This is a genomic window from Moorena sp. SIO3E8, from assembly GCF_010692445.1.
Classification (GTDB): domain Bacteria; phylum Cyanobacteriota; class Cyanobacteriia; order Cyanobacteriales; family Coleofasciculaceae; genus Moorena; species Moorena bouillonii.
Genome location: NZ_JAAHHM010000003.1, coordinates 143,398 through 161,994, shown reverse-complemented (window position 1 = coordinate 161,994; position 18,597 = coordinate 143,398). Strand labels below are relative to the sequence as shown.

Sequence of the window (18,597 nt, the reverse complement as noted above, 5' to 3'; positions counted from 1 at the left end):
TACCATACAATTACAGCAATTGCCAAGTTTTATAGGGAACAGGGAACAGGGAACAGGGAACAGGGAACAGGGAACAGGGAACAGGGAACAGGGAACAGGGAACAGGGAACAGGGAACAGAGATTATTAAAGATTAAGCATTAAGTATTAAGTATTAAGTATTAAGTATTAAAGATTAAAGATTAAGTACTAAGTATTCAAGATTAAGTGTTGAATCTAGTAATAATGGTTTAGCAAAATTGCTGATGTCTGTGCATAAAGTAGAATAAAAATAAGCAAAAATATCTATAACTATAGCAAATTATCGAAAACTACTTCTTAGATCTCCCGTCTCCACCCTATCCCCACACGTAAGCATTCAGGCGTCAGGCGTCAGGCGTCAGGCGTCAGCCGTTGGCCAACTACTGATAGCACCTCAAGTAGCGTGTGCGTAGCACATAAGCTGAATGCTGATAGCTGAATGCTGTTCGCGTAGCGTGCGCGTAGCGCTTATGCTGAATGCTTACCACTCTCGCTTATTCGCTGGCTCCAGCCCTATAGTTCTGACAGTAATACCGTCGAAATCGATAACCAGGGACTTTAGATATAGATTGTTTATCCTTAATACAACCTTGGGATTTTAACTCAACAGAGGCAGAAAAATTGACTACCCACAATTCTAAAGGTTTCGGCAGTTGAGCCACAGTTTTTTGTAGCGTTTCTGTAGCCACCCTTGGCTCGGTGTCTTTATGTGCCAAGAGAAACTGGGGTGAATTAATAGCAGTATCAACTACTTTGCGACGGTTCAATTCCCAAGCTAAGCCCATGATTTCTCCTGTTTGTTCATGGCTTTTGTGAACTGTGGCAATCAGGACTGGAAGGGATTGAGACTGGGAATCACTAATCTCTAATATTTTAGCGATCGCAAGATCTGGTCGATCGGCTTTTTGGTAACTCACATGGGATGCGACTATGACTCCACCTACCAATCCCATCAACAGGATTAGTGCTACCCATTGCTGATCTTTCCCTTGGGCAGCTCTCCAACAACTGGCAAAGCTTGCTGCTAGTAACATAATTACGATGGGGAAGTAGACAAACTGGTAACGAGCGGCTAAGGTCAAATCAATCCCAAGACCGTAAGTGAATAATAAGAATAATGCGATCGCTCCCACCACAAATCCGCCCAAAATCTGAGTCATGAACTTAGTCTGGGAGTGTAAGCTCTGAATTCTGAGTCCTCGACGCAACAGTTGCACTATCAAGACTACTAATATTACTGTTACTAGTCCAGAGGCGACCATAATCGGTAGGGATTGCCCTTCTACTGGCAGCATCACTACCATGGTGATCAGCCAAGAGAACAGTCTAGCTAAAGGTTCGAGCAAATTGCTGAGGGTTGTGTCTTGGTGAACCCACTCTGTCAAACGATTACTGGAGGGGCGTGGCAAAATTGGCAGCCAAACTAAGACTCCCATTAATGTCCCGACCGCTACTGCGTAAATTCGCCACCAGTACTTCCAAGAAAACACTGAACCCCCTGACCCAATCCGCAACCCAAGCATTACCAGTCCTACAGCTGCGATCACGAGGACGAAAAAGTAATGGACAGCTATGCCCAAGCTATTGACAATAACCCAGATTAATGCTATGTAAATCGGCAAGGGAGTCTGCCGTTGAAGCGATCGCGTAGCGTACACCAAACAACTGACTGAAGCGATAACTAATAGAATCCCTAGAGTGTAGTGTCGAGCTTCTTGGGCCAGATAGATGCCATAGGGTGAAACAGCCATCAGTGCTGCTGCGAAGTGACCCACCAGGGAAGAGCGAAACCCTAACCAACCTAACCCAAACATGGCTGGAATCGAAATCACTCCCAGTAGCACACTCAAGGATCGCGCTACCCACAGGGATACCAATTCCCCATGGCCTGGAAACAGCTTCAGCCACAGATGGGTGAGGACGAAGTACAGTGGTGGGTGATTACTCTCTGTGATTAGGTTATTAATAACGGAATTGATGCTAGCACTAGAGTTCGGTTTCAGGGGAGCTAAGAGGGTATCTGAGGTAATCACCTGATCCAGCGGTACCCTCCGAAAACTATTGCCCAGGCTAAACACTAGGGTGGCAAATTCATCTGACCAGGGGGGTTTTCCGGCCAGATAGGTAAACCGTAAACCTGCTGCGATCGCTATCCACACCAGCAGTAATAGAACTATGACCCAACTACTCCAGCTTTTGTCCACTTGGGATTTTGGGTGGTTAAGAATCATTAGCCATTAATTCTCTTTGTAGGTAGGAATAAACGTAACGTTCTCCCACACTACTTTATTATTGTTGATGCCACTGTTTAGTTACTTGAACTGAAATCGGTGCTGGGGCAGAGGAATAATACCGCGCAATAATACCCCTATGAAATAATTAGATGAGCTAATCATTGGGATAATTTTTGAATACTGATGAAGACCAAGCTCAAACCAGACTGGGCGGGGGATGACTTACTCTCCCGGTTCGTTAATCTGTTGATCGACACCAAGCCGATCTACAAGGTGATGCAACACCAGGCCAGGCAGGTGCTAATTAAAACCGCAGAAAAAAATGGGATTGAGTGGCGGAAAAACTACCAGGAGTTAGAAAAATCAGGAGCGAAGACCTTACTATGCGAGATTACTAACCCTAGCCTAGTCTACCCAGACTACTACAAAGTCCCTTTCCATGCTTATGACCAGGGAAACCTATGCTGGGAAGCTGCCTTTGAAGCTGCCAGTGCTACCCAGGCTATGGGGTTGAGGATTTGGCCGAAAGAAAAACTCACTTGGCTTTCGGCACAAGAACGATTACGAAGTAGTTTTCATAAAGTACTAGGAGAGTATAATCCCGAGATAGTGACAGATGTCCTAGACATTGGCTGCTCAGTGGGCATCTCTACCATTACGCTACACCGCTACTACTCCAGGATCAAAAAGGGCAAAATCCGCACCGTTGGGTTAGACTTATCCCCTTATATGCTGGCTGTGGCCAAGACAATGGATGAGACAGCAGAAATATCAGAATGGATCCATGGCAAAGGAGAGGACACCGGTTTACCGGACAATTCCTTTGATGTGGTCACCTTACAGTTTGTGATCCACGAACTACCGCGCCAAGCAACAGAGGGAATTTTTTCGGAAGTGCTACGGATTCTAAGACCTGGTGGCTGCCTTGGTGTTGTAGACAATAATCCTGCCTCCCCAGTCATCCAGAATCTGCCCCCTGCACTGTTTGTGTTGATGAAAAGTACAGAACCTTGGAGTGATGACTACTACAGCTTTGATGTGGAAGGGGCGATGATTAAGGTTGGTTTTGACTATCAGACTACGGTAGCCAGCGATCCTCGTCACCGCACTATTATTGCTACAAAACCTGGTTGAGGTGAGTGTGGTTTGTAGCAATTCCTCTTGATGCAGTGGCTAATAGTGATAATTACGAGTCAATCCCAAACTAGTCCATTTGGGATTGACTCGCTGTTTGCAGCTTCCTGTGCCGTTCAAAGGTGCTGTAAAAACAACCCAGTTAGGTTATATAAGTAAGGATATGAAAAAATCAGTAGAATTTTAATAAATTTATGATGAAGACTAGCCAAATTTTTTGAAAGCTTTTTTAAACTAAATGTGAAGATTTGGTGATTTGTGAAAAAAAAGTAAAAATCTTGTGAATTAAGTCCAGGTGGTTTTCGAGTATCCTAGTCTTGCCCAACCTGAGTTCGACATCACCGAATTTATCCAGGAGTCAGGAGCTTCGATTCAGGAGTCAGTAGCCATAATAACTGAATTTTATAGTTAATTTGGAATTAATCAGAGTTTAATGGGCAATTAAGCTATGTATTCTCCCAATAACTTCTGAATTATTCTCCTTAATTCTCAAAACACCAGCCAATTTCTTAGATAAAACTGAGGTTGATCAAGACCTATTGCCCAAGACCTATTGTTCATACTGGGATTTTGGCATCAACAGGTTTGGGGTAGACTCAAATCTAATCTCTTTGTCCTTTGCCCTAATCCGCTGACAAATCCGGCGAAGTCTAATCAGCGCCCAAAGCCGGTTAGACCAAAGCACGGGCAGAATTTAGGGCAGCACTATGGTATTGATTGGACTAATAGCAGTCAAACCCAATTGGACTAATAGCCATGGGAGGAGGATATCCTGATCTGGTCAGCCTTGGCCTTTATCACCTTTCTCGTCAGAGAGATAACATAAAAGAAGTTCTTGCAAGCAGCACCTACACTAGAAGGTGCGACCCAAGGGCGATTTACTCGTCCTAGGAGGCGCGCACCTATGAAAATTTATAGCCACCATCTACGAGGTCTTCTGGTTATGATCACAGATCTGTCCCCATTGGGATCAGGACTGAAACAAGTTGTTAGGACTAATCAGGGGGTGTCGATAGAACGGATTACTGGCTATCAGCAGGTGCGACCCATGGCTAATTTAATTATTCATGGGTCAAGCGCACCTATAGAAAGTATGGGGTTGGTGAGACTCGATGGCAATCAGGCGAAGCCAAGCTGTCAGTTGTATGGTCTCTATTTTCGTCTTGCAGTTGCCAGGGAACCTATTCGACCTATTTCCTATATTTCTTTAGATGTCTTTTGTTAAGAACATAAACAATCAGTTCTAATTATGTCAGAAATTCTAACACTAATCAAAAAACCAGAGATTCCCAGAAAATTAGTAAAACCATCTCAACCAATTGAACTAATTCAGCCATCAGAACCAAAGTTTATGGCTGTTGGGGTTATTACTGGTGAGGTAGATTTGTCGGAAAAAATTCCTACCATTACCATCCAGGGTAAGGCTTACCCACTCTTTTTTCTGCTGAAGCACAACCGGAAAAGGTATGTGCTGGATATTCTCAAGGGGCACATCGAGGCTGGAAACCGAGAGCATCGCCTCGTGGTATATCCTAAGCCGATCCACTTCCCAGATAGGAACAAATTCCAGGATATCCGGTTTGAGGTGATTGGGATTTTACAGGAAGACAGACCCCATGCTTGGGCTGAAGCGATTGGCAATGGGTATTTCATCTTGGCTGGATTGTGGCAGTTCATCCCTGTTTGTAAAGTTCCCTGTGTGTCAGTCTTTAGGAACCACAGTGAACAATTAGTGAACTATCTCAAAAACCACCAGGCTACAGAAAGAACTCGGGTACTCAAAGCTGGTCACTGTCCATTATTCTGGCGGGACTCCTCGGTCAAACCATTCCGATTCAATCCTAAGCTCAAGGAGCAGGGCAAGCCAAAATTCATCCAGGTCAAAGCCCGATTCCTTCCCCACAAAAATGCTTTCGCGTTTGTGGAAGAATTGGCACCCCCAATGGATCAGGCTCCACGGTTCTGCAAAGTTCGGAAAGAAGATAAGCAGGAAGCCTTGGCCGAAGCTAAGAGAAGAGCTGCTGAAATGGCTGAAAAAAGAGCTGCTGAAACGGCTGAAAGTCCTGAAAAAACAGCTGCTGAAAGTCCTGAAAAAAGACCTGCTGAAATTCCTAAAAGTGCTGAAAGTTGAGTACTTCTATTCACAATACCAAGCTCAGTACCAACCCAACTCCCAGTCGAACTGTTCAGACTTGACTGCTGAGGTGTTTGGTGCTGGCAAGGCTGGTAGGGTGATAGTTAAGATTTCAGCACAGGTCAGGTAAGCCTAGCACTTATCTATAGTGCAGCGCTATAACTTGGTTTACTGACTATATACTTTCCATCAGTTAACTATAGCGCTATAATAAACGAGTAACTCTAGCAGTTTTAAATTAGGTGAGGTACATTTTTCTAGGAAGCAGCGGATCTGGGAGTAGAGAGCAGGGAGCAGCGGATCTCGGAGCAGCGGATCTCGGAACACTGATAGGAATCATTTTACCAACGACTTTACTTAATCTAGCCAATCATTGAAACTAATAAGTTAGGATTATAAACTAACCTATTTCAGGTTTAGGGTATTGCTTTGACAAGGATGCGATCGCGTAGCGTAGCCCTTCGGGCTAATCGCAACTGCCCCCGTTGGTACTTTTCTGTAAACAAGCGAAGCATCCGCAGTTTTTGTACTTAAGAGTAATTATCTCTGATTATCTTCTATTTTCTTGACAATGAAATATCCCTGCTCTTAGAATCGCGAATGGCGCAGGACTTCTTGAGCCGAATTCCAATTTTTTCCAAATTTCGATCGGGCAGGAAACCTGAGTATTCCTGAATTCCCCGGAACCAGAAGCCACAAGGAGACCCTATGGTTCAATCTTCTGAGTGCTCAATCCAAATTGGCCCGGCCTTAAGGGGATGGGAGACACGAGGGTCTCCATCATCTCGACTGTCCTGTCCCTTTAACATCAGGCCAAAATTCGGAAAATCATTAATTCAAACATCATGCTAAGTACACCATTCAACCGCTTCAAGCCAGCTGCTCTTCCCTTGAAGAAAGCACTCTCAAGACTAGCACTCGGTCTAGCGACCCTGCCCTTTGCTGTAGTGGCAGTATTTTGTGTCACAGCTCCCACGGCTTTAGCAGAAACGGTAGAACCATTGCATGGAATAAACATCACTGAAAAAGGTGTCACGATCGTAGTGACGAGCAACGGCTGCACGCAGAAAGAGGACTTCACAACCATATTGGCAAAATCCCAGCCTCCCATTGTTACCTTCATCCGCCTGAAACCGGATCTTTGTAAAGGTGTTTCCCGTCCCTACCCGATTACGTTCTCGCTGAAGGAAGTGGGTGCGGCTGAGTTCAAAGTGGCTAATCTGTTTGTACCTGGTCCCAGATTTTAGCGGCGGAAGTTCTGAAAACAGGACTCTAAGTCGAAAAAAATGTCACAAACTGCCTGGTGAGATCGTTTTAGTTATAGAGGGAAACACCTAACTTTGGGGTAGGCAAGTGTGGCGAACACGAGTTAAACAAGGTTTAACTTTTACCCTATGGTCTCAATTTAATAATTCCGCTCAAATTCCTCCCGATGGTGACGTTACGGTAGAGCGCGGGAGGAATTTTTTATATCGATCTCAGTTATAATAAATCTTAAAAACCCTAAGTCATTTCCAATTGCCCATCTTTCTATGCCAGCCAAGGATATTTTTCACAACACCGTTCGGTTAGCCCTGGAAAAAGATGGCTAGGTTATCACCAAATATATTCTATTATACATCAAAGTTTACGGAAAGGCATGGAAACATTGAACTATCATGAATTAGTCCAAAAAATCCTGAAAGCCCACGCTATCAACCTTAACGATGATGATACAGAAGTTCAAATGATTTTTGATAGTGAGCGCAATCATTATTTAGTGATGGTAGTGGGCTGGTATGACCAACGACGGGAATATGGAAGCTTAATTCATATTGATATAAAAGATAATAAAATTTGGATTCAGAGTGATGGCACTGAAGTGGGAGTAGCTAATGAATTAGTTGAAGCAGGAGTTCCCCGACAGGATATAGTTTTAGGGTTTAAGTCTCCCTTCAAAAGGCAATTTACTAGATATGCTCACCAGTAGCCTGTTACAAAAAAGCAGTTTAGTCGTAGGGTGGGCAAAAAGTAATAGACTTTTTCCATTAAGCTTATCGGCGATCGCTTTTTTACCACCCTACCATTATAGCTTCAATCCAATAGCCAACTAAACAAATCGCCCACAGTAATGCTTAACTCCCTAGCCAAGGATGGCACAGGAAGTTTCTCGGATGATTGATCAAACACTTCGATTTGCTGTTTTGGACGATAAACGAAAACGGTTTGCTCTTCTGGATCAATCAACCAGCCCATTGCCGTCCCATACGTTAAACAATGGAGAATATTCTTTGTCACCTTGGTTTGACTTTGGTCAGGTGAAAGAATCTCAATTGTCCAATCAGGCGCTGCCTGGAAAACATTGGCAATTTCGCCATTGTCATCACGAGGAATTCTCTGGTAAACAAACACAGATACATCCGGAACGGTTGAGCGTCCACCAAAAGTACACCGAAGTTCTGGAAAAGCACGAGCAATTCGTTCTTGCTTCACCACTAGATTAATAGCAGTAACCAATTCCCCTTGAATTGTGCTGTGTTTTCCCTGTGGCATTGGTTTCTGAATAATTTTGCCATCAATGTACTCACTAGCAGGTTTGGTTTCTGGTAGTTTTAGAAATGCTTCCAATGACACTAGTTGTGATTTTTTATTGGGAGAGTTTTGAGTAATCATTGTCATTGGTCACAAACCCCATGGAATTCCTCTCTCTATTATATAGCATTTTTAGTTAAGATGTGAACATAAATATAATCAAGCAATTAGCCATGGTAACCAAATTGCTAAACTCAGCAAGCTAACAAACAAAACTGGCATGGTAAGAATAAAAGTTAAGCGAATATAATAAATCCAACTTATTTGGAGTCCTCTAAAAGCCAATACATTTAACCAAAGTAGCGTTGATATACTTCCTAAGGGAGTAATTTTTGCTCCTAAGTTGCAGCCAATTAAGTTACCATATATCATCACTTCTTTTATAGCTGGATCAATATCGGTAATGCTTTCAATTGCCTTAGCATTCAGCAGTACTGTTGGAAAGTTGTTGAGTACACTAGCAAGAAATGTGGCTAGGAAACCACTACCACTAGCCGCTAAAGTGAGTCCCCAATTAGAAAGGATTTCCAACCGCTGGCTCAACAGAGCAGTTATGCCAAGATTGTCCAAACCGATGCCGAATAGAAACAGGACTAGGATAAGTAAAATAATTCGCCATGGCAGTTGACCTGCTAGCTGTAAAATATAACTAAGTGTAATAGCACGACCGTTAAAGGAACGTGCTGCTAATCCCACCATCACTAAAGCTGCCATAGCAGCAATCCAGGCAATGGGTAAATTTAGGACTTTTGCGAACAAGTAGCCAATTAAGAGTAGTGCTAAAATAGGAAAACTCAATTTAAAGATTAAGGAATCTCGAATCGCACGATTAGGTGGTGGTAAACGGGCAAGGTTATAGGTCAGGGGGATTTCGGGTTCAAAATAGAACCAGAGAATGATGATACTAGTGGCTATTGTGGCAACGGTTACGGGCAACATCACCATCACATACCGCAACCAGGAAATCTGTAAATAATCAACATAAATCAGATTTACTGGATTACTCATCGGCAGTAGCAAGCTAGCGGCATCGGTAATAAAACCACTAGTAAATACAAATGCTAGAGTAGCTTTGGCACTAAAGCCAAGCAGCAGCAAAATTTCCATCACAGCAGCTGTCCAGACTATAGTCGTGGCCACGTTAGTAAACACATTGCTCAATAACATCCCGACTAGGATCACTAAGGAGAAAAGCAAATGGCCACGACCACATCCCCAATTAGCTATGTGAAGCGCTAACCACCGAAACCAACCTGCTTGACCTAAACTTAGGGCAATAATAATTAGAGAAATGAGGGTGAAAGTGGCGTTTCCAACTCTCGCCCAGACTATGGGAATATGGTGCAATAGCAAAGGGAACAGGGAGTAGGGAGTAGGGAGTAGGGAGTAGGGAACAAAAATTATCACAATTCCTACACGGATCCCTAAATAACTAATAACTAATGACTGGTAATCCGATGCTAGGCATAAGTGATGATTTTATGGTACTATCAACAGTCAACGGTGAACGGTAAACGGTGAACTGTCAAGAAAAGCTAAAGCATTAGGTAAAATAAGCTATTAGGTCACAAATAGTGTTATATTCCTTAAGTTAAAGATTAAACCACTAGATATAGCGTGACCTCTGCCAGAGTCTTCCCCAAACCCATGAACCATATCCAGGAGTGGACAGCTAGTAGTGTTGATGAACAGCTGACTCGCCTCAATGTAAGGTCTCTCGAAGGCTCTAGCCCATTTGAGTATCTCTTCTATTCCGACTCCCTGCCCAGACGCAATGATGGTCGATTGCTAAACTCGATTCTGAAACGCTATCAACACCTCGAACAAGGGGGATGGTGGTGTTCTGGTATTGACTTGCTTACTGGTCAGGAAGATATTTGGGGCTGTTTCAAACCCAGCCAACCCCGTCAGAGTGGGGAAACCAGGAAGCTAATTAAATATGAACATCCCCCCAAAACTCCCACAGGCTTGTTTGCTCTGCGAGTACCTTTCCACCTCTGGCAACGGATTGCTGAGCGCAATGATATTACTATTCTCCCCACAGACCTTGACCACAATCAACCCGATCTAGGGTTTTGGCAGTGGCTAATCTCTCACCCCTCGATTCCGTTGTGTATTACTGAGGGCGCTAAGAAAGCTGGAGCTTTACTCACTGCTGGTTACGCTGCGATCGCATTACCAGGAATTAATGGTGGGTATCGAATCCGTAGGGATGCCCAGGGAAATCGGATTGGGAAGTCTGACTTGATTCCTCAACTACGGAAACTAGCGACTCCGGAGCGACCGATTTACATAGTCTTTGACCAAGACTCGAAACCAAATACGATCAATGCTGTCAATGCTGCCATTCGTAGAATGGGATATCTGCTCAATAAAGCCGGTTGCCCTGTGAAGGTAATAACTTGGGATGCCCAGCTAGGCAAAGGGGTAGATGATTTAATTGCTGATCAAGGTCAGAAGACCTTTGAGCAAGTTTACCAACGAGCACTCCCCCTGGATACTTGGAAAGCTAAATCCCTAACCCAGCTCACCTATGGAGCTAACCTTAAAGTAAATTGCCGCTATCTCGAAGAACTTCCGATTCCGGATACAGCCCAACTGATTGGGATTAAATCCCCTAAGGGTACTGGAAAAACCCAACTACTAGAAAAAATTGTCTCTCAAGCCCTAGCCCGAAAGCAATGGGTATTGGTGCTTGGTCATCGGGTGCGATTAGTAGAAGCATTGTGCCAACGCTTCGGCATCAAGTATATCACTGAGGTCAGGGATGATCAGAAGCAAGGGGTGTTAGGTTATGGTTTATGTCTCGACTCCTTGCATGGTAATTCTCAGGCTCGCTTCAATGCCGCTAACTGGTCTGATGGTGTAGTGATTATCGATGAAGTGGAGCAAGTGCTCTGGCATGGATTGAACTCTAGCACCTGTCAGAGTAATCGGGTTGCTATTCTCAAATCCCTGAAAACCCTAATCCAGAATGTCTTGGGGGGGTCTGGTCAAGTTTATATTGCGGATGCGGACTTGAGTGATATATCGATAGATTACTTACTGACCTTGTCTGGAGTTGACCTGGAACCCTTCATCATTGAGAATGACTGGAAACCGAACATTGACGGATCCTGGCAAGTTCATAACTATACCGATAGCACACCAAAAAGACTAGTGCGAGAGCTAGAAGCACACATTGCTCAAGGAGGCAAACCGTTTGTGTGTCTTTCGGCTCAAAAACCGAAGAGCCAATGGGGTACTTGCACTCTAGAAGCTTACCTAAAAAAGCAATTTCCCCACCTCCGGATATTGCGTATTGATTCGGAATCCCTTGGTGAAACCAGTCATCCAGCCATGGGGTGTATCAATAACCTCAACAATGTTTTAGGGGAGTATGACATTGTATTAGCTAGTCCTGCTATTGAAACGGGAGTGAGTATTGATCTGCGGGGACATTTTACCTCTGTGTGGTGTATTGCCCAAGGGGTGCAAGGAGAAAATAGTGTCAGACAAACCTTAGGGCGGATCCGAGAAAATCTACCCCGGTTCATCTGGGTAGCCCCTTATGGCTTTAATCACGTCGGTAATGGCTCCAGGTCTCTATCCTCACTACTGGCATCTGGACAGCGTTTGACCCAAATGAATATTCGGTTGCTACAACAATCGGATTTCGATGCTGTGGATGATTTAGATACGGGCTTTCAAGCAGAATCGTTGATGTGCTGGGCTAAAATGGCTGTCCGCTTCAATGCCGCCATGGTGAACTATCGGGAATCGGTGCTAGCAGGATTGCGTGCTGAAGGTCATCTGGTGATGGATGTTTCCCCAGCCAGTTCCACTAAAGCTGGGAAAAAGAAGTCTAAGGGTTCACCCCAAGCGGAAGAGTTGGGAGCACAGAATGCTCTGATGGCAGCGATTACTGCAGTTAGAGACCAAAACTATCAGGCTGAGTGTAATGCGATCGCATCTAGTCAAGACTTCAGTGATAGCCAATATCAAACGATTAGCAAACGCTTAGTCAAAAACCCATCGGAGCGTCGCTCACTACGGAAGTACGATTTAAAGCAGCGTTATGGCATCCCAGTCACACCAGAACTAGTACTCAAAGATGACCAAGGCTGGTATAAGCAGCTACGGCTGCATTATTTTCTTACCCTAGGTCGGCAACATCTAGCAGAACGGGATGCTAAGGTAGCGCGACTGTTAATTGAGCAAGGTCAAGGGAGTATATTTCTACCGGATTTCAATCGTGCTGTGCTCGGAGCGATGATTGGTACTATGAAGGTTTTGGGGATACCAATTCTATTAGAAAATCTGGAACGAGAACTCAAAAATACTGATCAGGACTTGCAGGAGATGGCTGCGATCGCATTAGCAAACCGTTGTGCTATCAAAACCATCACCGGGATAGGACTAGCTAAAAAAGCAACTCCGATTGTTATTATCAGGCGCTTCTTAGATAAAATCGGCTATGGCTTGCAGTGTATTCGTTATCAGAGCCAAGGAAAAAAGCGGTTCAGAGTTTATCAGCTAGTTAGTCCAGAAGATGGTCGCATGGAAGTGTTCCAGAGCTGGTTAGCTAGTGATGGTCAAAGGTTACGCACTAGTCAGAGTTGGCTGGATAATGGTTTATCCCCTAGGTCGGGTAACACTCAGTCAGTGGATTCAGAAAACAGTAATTATGTTCAATTGTGTTTGAATGTTTAGTCTTAATGTTTAGTTTTAATTTTTAGTCTGAATGTTTAGGGATAATCAACACAACTGTCTCGGAGTTTATTACCTTGACGGACAAGCACGTACCGTCAACTATTCCAGCTAGTTTTTGTGCTCAGCTGAGTCAAAGCCCTTCAAAACCTAAATTGATCTAGCTAAGCGCTTAGCGCTTAGCTAGAAAAGCTTTATTTTGAGACAGGAAATTTAAAGTTAACCACCAATGGCGTTGTTAGTACACGCCAGGATTATAGCGATCATCGCCCGCATTATAAACCTCTGAGGTCTTAGTCACGGTAAAATCATCAAGGTGAGCTTGTAAGTTTTTCTTCTGGCGTGCGCTTAGTCCCGGAATGTTCAGAACATCTTCTACGGACTTGTAGGGAGCATTTTGAACAATCTTACCAGCCAAGGTTGGGTAGAATCCGCGATATTGGCGAAACTTTCGGACATGAGTATTGTTCAGGTCAATCTTCTCACCAAACTCGGTGGATAACTTGCGATCAGCCTCATTGCTCCGGGAACGAGCGATTAAAGCCGTAGATGAGGGCAACGTTAAGTTATTTAACGAAAATGTGTCTGCTGAAGACATAGGGGAAGCGATCGCATTTTGGGGTAAGCCTAAGCACCCCAAGCTAAGCACTAGAAGGCATAGCACTGCCAGATGACCCAATTTTTTCATCATAAAACTCCTTACTTACACAACACAGCACGAAGAGAAATTAATCTCTGTGGGTTTAGTTTAATTTTTGTTTCCTATCATCTCATATTATCGAAGTCCAGACACAAGACCTAAACTTTTTCCAGAAGACGATTCCCACCGTCTATGTATCAAAATATACAATAATTTCCGGGATAATTCTCCCCATTTCCCGCTCTTCCCCTCCTGGGAGGGGTTAGGGTTCCGATTCCCGATTCCCGATTCCCGATTCCCGACCGACACCTAAAAACCTACCCCTGTCAGGACTTTCACCTTGGGTGAGTCTCATGTTTAACGAATTCCTAAGCAAATCCTAAAATAGATCTAAAAGCTGACGGATAAATCTGACTTTTGTGGCAAGATATCTATCCTGAGAAGAAAAAATAGCAACAGGATTTAGCCATGACTCTACGATTGGGGGATACCGTACCCGACTTTACTCAGAATTCTAGCGAAGGTGAGATTAATTTGTATGAATGGGCAGGAGATAGCTGGGTAGTGCTGTTTTCTCACCCAGCGGACTTCACCCCAGTTTGCACCACCGAGTTAGGTATGGTTGCTAAACTCAAGCCCGAATTTGAGAAGCGCAATGTTAAAGTGATAGCCTTGAGCGTGGATGATGTTGACTCCCACAAAGGCTGGATTGGAGATATCAACGAAACCCAGACAACAACGGTCAACTACCCGATTTTGGCGGATCCAGATAAAAAGGTGTCTGACCTTTACGATATGATCCACCCCAACGCTGACAATACCCTAACCGTACGCTCTGTTTTCGTCATCGACTCACAGAAGAAATTGCGGTTAGTGTTAACCTACCCTGCTAGCACCGGTCGTAACTTTGACGAAATCCTGCGGGTGATTGACTCCCTACAGTTGACCGATGACTATAAAGTCGCTACTCCTGTTAACTGGAAAGACGGGGATGACTGCGTCATTGTACCATCCATCAAAGATCCAGAAGAGTTGAAGGAAAAGTTTCCCAAAGGATATGAGGTAATTAAGCCCTATCTGCGGATGACACCCCAACCTAACAAGTAATATCAAGTTCGGTTGAATACCGATAATAAAAGTGTGGGGAGATGGGGAGATGGGGAGATGGGGGAGATTTTTATTAAGCGATGCAGCGCCGCCAAAGGGGGTTTCCCCCATGAGCGACTGCATCAAGACAGGGTAATTATCCTGACATGATATAAAATAATTATCAGGTCTGAAGGATGAAGGATTAAGGATTCTTCATCCTTCATTCTTAATGTTTAATTTTTAATTCTTCATTCTTCATTCTTCATTCTTCATTCTTCATTCTTCATTCTTTATAATTTAAACTTGATTAAAATGGATATCACAACAGGTTTTGTTGACACAATTGGGAATACACCACTTATTCGGTTAAACAGCTTTAGCGAAGAAACGGGTTGTGAAATCCTAGGGAAAGCGGAGTTTCTCAATCCAGGCGGTTCTGTAAAAGACCGAGCTGCCCTCTATATTATTAAAGATGCAGAAGAAAAAGGCTTACTCAAGCCTGGGGGTACAGTTGTTGAAGGAACCGCTGGCAATACGGGCATTGGTCTAGCCCATATCTGTAATGCCAAGGGATACAAGTGCCTGATTATTATCCCGGAAACTCAATCCCAAGAAAAAATGGATACCCTCAGAACACTGGGAGCTGAAGTCCGCCCAGTGCCAGCAGTACCCTACAAAGACCCGAATAATTATGTAAAGCTTTCTGGACGCATTGCCCAAGAGATGGATAATGCCATCTGGGCGAATCAGTTTGATAATTTGGCAAACCGACAAGCTCATTATGAAACCACTGGGCCAGAACTGTGGCAGCAAACTGACGGGAAAATTGATGCTTGGGTCTCAGCAACTGGGACAGGTGGGACCTATGCAGGGGTAGCGATGTATTTGAAAGAAAAAAATCCTAACCTTCAATGTGTGGTGGCTGACCCCATGGGCAGTGGTTTATACAGTTATGTCAAGACTGGTGAAATTAAACCGGAAGGTAGCTCTATTACAGAAGGTATCGGTAACAGCCGTATTACTGGCAATATGGAAGGGGCTCCCATTGATGATGCGATTCAAATTGATGACCACGAATGTCTCCGGGTAGTTTACCAGCTGCTGAGTCGGGATGGATTATTTATGGGAGGGTCTGTCGGGATTAATGTCGGAGCTGCTGTTGCTCTGGCTAAACAAATGGGACCTGGTCATACAATTGTGACTGTACTTTGTGATGGCGGTGGTCGTTATCAATCACGGCTATTCAATCGGGAATGGTTGGTATCTAAAGGACTTTCTGTGGGTGATTGCACCTCTTGAGGAAAAAGGATCAAGGGTTCGTAATCTTTGTAAGTATTCAGCCAATGGGAACGGGCAACAGGGAACAGGGAGTAGAAAGAAATCCTTGACACTTGTTACTAATCTTTAAGAATAACACAAATAAAAACAAATAAAAGTACCCTTTTGAGTACTGTCACATATGCAAGCAAACTTGGTATTGTAATTGATATGGATCAATATCAAGCCTTGCTCTGTGAGCACCTTGAGGAGCCTAAGCACCACGGATGTCCCTAAAAAGACACCTACAGACACTCGTGCCAAGGCTTTCCACTTTGGAAAGACACCTCAAGTCAACTTAGCTTTTGGTTATAACTCAAACCTAAGCTCCTTGCCTGTATAGGTCTAGGGGCTAGTAGCTGTTTGCAGAAAGTGTAGCATGGGCGTCGCGGCTTAGCTGACCGCTCAAACTAGATTAGTCTAGATCAGTGTCACAAATCAAGACTTAATTCTCATTATTTATTAAGAATAATGATTAGGCTTTTTCAAGAAAAACTGAAGTAATAAGCCTTAACTTTGTATGTTGATTTTTCTAGAGGAAGTACACCCGATGCAAACCCAAGACCTCCTAAAATCCCCTAATCGTCAAAAATTTGATGCAGTAGTTGATTCTAGCTGGAACCAAAAAGAAAACTCTGAGGTATATACATTTATTAAACGCCAACTCCAGTACTTCAATCTTGAACAGGAACTTGATATAGGCCAGATACTTTTTGAAGGCTGTCTTCGTGGGGTTAGCAAAATTGAATCTGGACAAGATATTCAAGACCCCTCAGACTGGCTAAAAGCTACCTGCTTCTACATAATCCTAGAGCATATCCGAATCACTTACGTCTACAGCAGTTTTGACTGGGAGCTGACCACAGGGAATTGGGACCAAGCATCGCCGACCCACGCCATGGGCACCTACAACTAATGTGGCAACTAATGTGGCAACTAATGTGGTAATTCTTTGATGATCATAAGGGCTATAGTCATTAGGGTCACTCTTGGACAAATGTAAGTAGGGGCATACTAAAACACCGCTATGGAAAGATTTTTTATGCCAATTTGGCAACACAGCTCCGTAACCTCATTGTTTCATGGTTATACCCTTGATCAATTTATTTTCCCCTACCTACTTATCAATGTCACAAATCGAGACTTAATCGTCACTAAGTGAGTAATAGTGATCATAAAGTTTCTCAAATACAATTGAAAGTCAGGGCATCATGTGCTTTTATTTTTACCGAGGAACTACACTATATGCAACCTAGAAAACCTCCAAAGTCCCCTAATCGTAAACAATTTGATGCCGCTGTTAATTCTATTTTAAACCAACGAGAGAAATCTGGACTGTTTGCATTTATTGAATTCCGACTCAAGCAGTTCAACCTTGAACACAAATTTGATATCTTTGACATCTTTATCGAAAGCTATATTCGCGGAGTTAGCAAAATTGAATCTGGACAAGATATTGAAAATCCATCAGCTTGGCTAAGAACAACCTGCTTAAATGTGATTAGAGAGCATTTTGCCAAGAAAGGAAAGCATTGGAAAAAAGAACGTGAGTTTAGCTCTATAGAATACCAGATTAGCTCCAATGATGGTTCCGATTATTTATCGGATGAATATGTCAAGGAAATACTGTCAGATATTAGACAACTAGTAAGTCCTCTAGATTTTGATATTTTTGTGTTACGAGTGATGGAGGAATTGTCCTGGATTCAAATTGAAGAACGCCTGAACTTGGCAAGTAATACAGCCTTGCGAAAACGATATCAGCGTATGAGGAAAGTTTTGAGAGACTATTTTTTTGATATCGACAACTCTATGCTCGAAGACTATGGCTTATCCTGAAGTAAGCATATGCGCTACGCGCACGCTACTTGAGGTGCCGTCAGCTGTCAGCCGTCAGCCGTTAGCCGTCAGCTTATTTTATTCAAAAGCACCTCAAGTAGCACCATCTGTAGCCCATAAGCTGATAGCTGATACGCGACACGCTGATAGCTAAATGTAATGGTGATTATTAAAAATTTCCAGTGAAACAAGCAAATTGATTACGTAGCGTTTCACTGGTCTTAGGTGATTTCTGGGAAACAAAGATTTCTAAATACTCTTCTAACTTAGCGATTTGGTTTTTATAGGTATCAATATCATTGTCACTCAGCCAGCTAAAGTTTTTGGCTATAACTAGATCAGCTTTATCTATCAACAGGGTAAGGATTTCGTCAGCTTCAGCTAGTTCGAGGATCTCAGCCATACGGTTGGTGTCTGACACAGACAAAGTTGGACGGGCTGCCAGTTGGCAATACTCCAGCAATAGTTCCAATCGGCGTAGATTTGATTGGGTTGGGCTTTCTGTTGATATCGTGTACATAGAAAATCTGTTCATGTCACACCACTTGTTACTTTGATTGGGCTTCAGTCTTGATTGGGCTTCACTACATTAGTGAGATTTTTTATGTAATTAGGACACGAATCGAAAGGATTTCACAAAAGCTTTATATCTAAGAGGTTTTTTTTAAAGCAACTATGAAGCTTGATCAGGTTGAAGGTTGAATGTTGATCAGGTTGAAGGTTGAATGTTGATCAGGTTGAATGTTGATCAGGTTGAAGGTTGAATGTTGATCAGGTTGAAGGTTGAAGGTTGATCAGGTTGAAGGTTGAACGCGATTGCGTGGCCATTCGCGTAGCGTGGCCAAAGGCCAAGGCCAAGGTTTAAGAGGTTGAAGGTTGAACGCGATTGCGTGGCCATTCGCGTAGCGTGGCCAAAGGCCAAGGCCAAGG

The 18,597-nt window shown here is 43.5% G+C and carries 18 protein-coding genes; 12 read left to right on the top strand and 6 right to left on the bottom strand.

What is annotated here, in order from left to right; translation table 11 throughout:
* Positions 1-514 precede the first annotated feature (514 nt).
* Entirely contained in the window at positions 515-2,251 is a 1,737-nt protein-coding gene (locus F6K46_RS02205; RefSeq protein WP_293058395.1) for a hypothetical protein, read from the bottom strand.
* Between the two features lie 186 nt (positions 2,252-2,437).
* Here F6K46_RS02205 and F6K46_RS02200 point away from each other — a divergent pair, with 186 nt between their 5' ends.
* From F6K46_RS02200 to F6K46_RS02180, 5 genes are all read left to right on the top strand, one after another.
* A complete protein-coding gene (locus F6K46_RS02200; protein ID WP_293058393.1) occupies positions 2,438-3,388 on the top strand; it encodes a class I SAM-dependent methyltransferase in 951 nt (316 codons plus the stop codon).
* Between the two features lie 904 nt (positions 3,389-4,292).
* Positions 4,293-4,613: an AAA-like domain-containing protein gene (locus F6K46_RS02195; RefSeq protein ID WP_075905231.1), complete on the top strand. Its 321-nt coding sequence runs from the start codon at positions 4,293-4,295 to the stop codon at positions 4,611-4,613.
* Between the two features lie 24 nt (positions 4,614-4,637).
* Complete coding sequence (locus tag F6K46_RS02190) at positions 4,638-5,519, top strand: hypothetical protein (RefSeq protein WP_075905233.1); 882 nt, start codon at positions 4,638-4,640, stop codon at positions 5,517-5,519.
* Positions 5,520-6,367: 848 nt separating this feature from the next.
* Complete coding sequence (locus tag F6K46_RS02185; protein WP_293036824.1) at positions 6,368-6,769, top strand: hypothetical protein; 402 nt, start codon at positions 6,368-6,370, stop codon at positions 6,767-6,769.
* A 392-nt stretch (positions 6,770-7,161) separates the two neighbouring features.
* Entirely contained in the window at positions 7,162-7,491 is a 330-nt protein-coding gene (locus F6K46_RS02180) for a XisI protein (RefSeq protein WP_293058389.1), read from the top strand.
* Positions 7,492-7,595: 104 nt separating this feature from the next.
* Here F6K46_RS02180 and F6K46_RS02175 read toward each other — a convergent pair whose 3' ends face one another.
* Together F6K46_RS02175 and F6K46_RS02170 are read right to left on the bottom strand one after the other, a co-directional pair.
* The gene (locus F6K46_RS02175) at positions 7,596-8,180 is read right to left on the bottom strand and encodes a Uma2 family endonuclease (RefSeq protein ID WP_293058387.1); all 585 of its coding nucleotides are present in this window, start codon (positions 8,178-8,180) and stop codon (positions 7,596-7,598) included.
* A gap of 72 nt (positions 8,181-8,252) precedes the next feature.
* The gene (locus F6K46_RS02170) at positions 8,253-9,500 is read right to left on the bottom strand and encodes an ArsB/NhaD family transporter (protein WP_293058385.1); all 1,248 of its coding nucleotides are present in this window, start codon (positions 9,498-9,500) and stop codon (positions 8,253-8,255) included.
* 240 nt (positions 9,501-9,740) lie between these two features.
* Between F6K46_RS02170 and F6K46_RS02165 the strand changes: the two genes are divergently transcribed.
* On the top strand, positions 9,741-12,785 hold the full coding sequence (locus tag F6K46_RS02165) for a plasmid replication protein, CyRepA1 family (RefSeq protein WP_293058383.1): 3,045 nt from the start codon (positions 9,741-9,743) through the stop codon (positions 12,783-12,785).
* A 235-nt stretch (positions 12,786-13,020) separates the two neighbouring features.
* Here F6K46_RS02165 and psbU read toward each other — a convergent pair whose 3' ends face one another.
* The gene (gene psbU, locus F6K46_RS02160; RefSeq protein ID WP_293058423.1) at positions 13,021-13,470 is read right to left on the bottom strand and encodes a photosystem II complex extrinsic protein PsbU; all 450 of its coding nucleotides are present in this window, start codon (positions 13,468-13,470) and stop codon (positions 13,021-13,023) included.
* Positions 13,471-13,537: 67 nt separating this feature from the next.
* Between psbU and F6K46_RS02155 the strand changes: the two genes are divergently transcribed.
* From F6K46_RS02155 to F6K46_RS02130, 6 genes are all read left to right on the top strand, one after another.
* On the top strand, positions 13,538-13,735 hold the full coding sequence (locus F6K46_RS02155) for a hypothetical protein (RefSeq protein ID WP_293058381.1): 198 nt from the start codon (positions 13,538-13,540) through the stop codon (positions 13,733-13,735).
* A gap of 155 nt (positions 13,736-13,890) precedes the next feature.
* Positions 13,891-14,529 carry a peroxiredoxin gene (locus F6K46_RS02150; protein WP_293058379.1) on the top strand — a complete coding sequence of 213 codons (639 nt, stop codon included), beginning with the start codon at positions 13,891-13,893 and terminating at the stop codon, positions 14,527-14,529.
* Positions 14,530-14,823: 294 nt separating this feature from the next.
* Entirely contained in the window at positions 14,824-15,810 is a 987-nt protein-coding gene (locus F6K46_RS02145) for a cysteine synthase A (RefSeq protein WP_293058375.1), read from the top strand.
* Between the two features lie 568 nt (positions 15,811-16,378).
* A complete protein-coding gene (locus tag F6K46_RS02140; RefSeq protein WP_293116723.1) occupies positions 16,379-16,744 on the top strand; it encodes a hypothetical protein in 366 nt (121 codons plus the stop codon).
* A 329-nt stretch (positions 16,745-17,073) separates the two neighbouring features.
* The gene (locus F6K46_RS02135; RefSeq protein ID WP_293058371.1) at positions 17,074-17,667 is read left to right on the top strand and encodes a sigma-70 family RNA polymerase sigma factor; all 594 of its coding nucleotides are present in this window, start codon (positions 17,074-17,076) and stop codon (positions 17,665-17,667) included.
* Positions 17,654-17,821, top strand: a complete 168-nt coding sequence (locus tag F6K46_RS02130) for a hypothetical protein (protein WP_293047769.1) — start codon at positions 17,654-17,656, stop codon at positions 17,819-17,821. The genes F6K46_RS02135 and F6K46_RS02130 overlap by 14 nt, the downstream gene beginning before the upstream one ends.
* Positions 17,822-17,836: 15 nt before the next feature.
* Here F6K46_RS02130 and F6K46_RS02125 read toward each other — a convergent pair whose 3' ends face one another.
* Both F6K46_RS02125 and F6K46_RS02120 read right to left on the bottom strand, forming a co-directional pair.
* Positions 17,837-18,202: a hypothetical protein gene (locus F6K46_RS02125; protein ID WP_293058369.1), complete on the bottom strand. Its 366-nt coding sequence runs from the start codon at positions 18,200-18,202 to the stop codon at positions 17,837-17,839.
* 213 nt (positions 18,203-18,415) lie between these two features.
* Complete coding sequence (locus F6K46_RS02120; protein WP_293058367.1) at positions 18,416-18,595, bottom strand: hypothetical protein; 180 nt, start codon at positions 18,593-18,595, stop codon at positions 18,416-18,418.
* Positions 18,596-18,597 lie beyond the last annotated feature (2 nt).

Excerpts from the sequence above, each read along its gene's own strand:
- F6K46_RS02205 (WP_293058395.1), bottom strand. The coding sequence starts at position 2,251 with ATGATTCTTAACCACCCAAAATCCCAAGTGGACAAAAGCTGGAGTAGT.
- F6K46_RS02200 (WP_293058393.1), top strand. The coding sequence starts at position 2,438 with ATGAAGACCAAGCTCAAACCAGACTGGGCGGGGGATGACTTACTCTCC.
- F6K46_RS02195 (WP_075905231.1), top strand. The coding sequence starts at position 4,293 with ATGAAAATTTATAGCCACCATCTACGAGGTCTTCTGGTTATGATCACA.
- F6K46_RS02190 (WP_075905233.1), top strand. The coding sequence starts at position 4,638 with ATGTCAGAAATTCTAACACTAATCAAAAAACCAGAGATTCCCAGAAAA.
- F6K46_RS02185 (WP_293036824.1), top strand. The coding sequence starts at position 6,368 with ATGCTAAGTACACCATTCAACCGCTTCAAGCCAGCTGCTCTTCCCTTG.
- F6K46_RS02180 (WP_293058389.1), top strand. The coding sequence starts at position 7,162 with ATGGAAACATTGAACTATCATGAATTAGTCCAAAAAATCCTGAAAGCC.
- F6K46_RS02175 (WP_293058387.1), bottom strand. The coding sequence starts at position 8,180 with ATGACAATGATTACTCAAAACTCTCCCAATAAAAAATCACAACTAGTG.
- F6K46_RS02165 (WP_293058383.1), top strand. The coding sequence starts at position 9,741 with ATGAACCATATCCAGGAGTGGACAGCTAGTAGTGTTGATGAACAGCTG.
- psbU (WP_293058423.1), bottom strand. The coding sequence starts at position 13,470 with ATGAAAAAATTGGGTCATCTGGCAGTGCTATGCCTTCTAGTGCTTAGC.
- F6K46_RS02150 (WP_293058379.1), top strand. The coding sequence starts at position 13,891 with ATGACTCTACGATTGGGGGATACCGTACCCGACTTTACTCAGAATTCT.
- F6K46_RS02145 (WP_293058375.1), top strand. The coding sequence starts at position 14,824 with ATGGATATCACAACAGGTTTTGTTGACACAATTGGGAATACACCACTT.
- F6K46_RS02140 (WP_293116723.1), top strand. The coding sequence starts at position 16,379 with ATGCAAACCCAAGACCTCCTAAAATCCCCTAATCGTCAAAAATTTGAT.
- F6K46_RS02135 (WP_293058371.1), top strand. The coding sequence starts at position 17,074 with ATGCAACCTAGAAAACCTCCAAAGTCCCCTAATCGTAAACAATTTGAT.
- F6K46_RS02130 (WP_293047769.1), top strand. The coding sequence starts at position 17,654 with ATGGCTTATCCTGAAGTAAGCATATGCGCTACGCGCACGCTACTTGAG.
- F6K46_RS02125 (WP_293058369.1), bottom strand. The coding sequence starts at position 18,202 with ATGAACAGATTTTCTATGTACACGATATCAACAGAAAGCCCAACCCAA.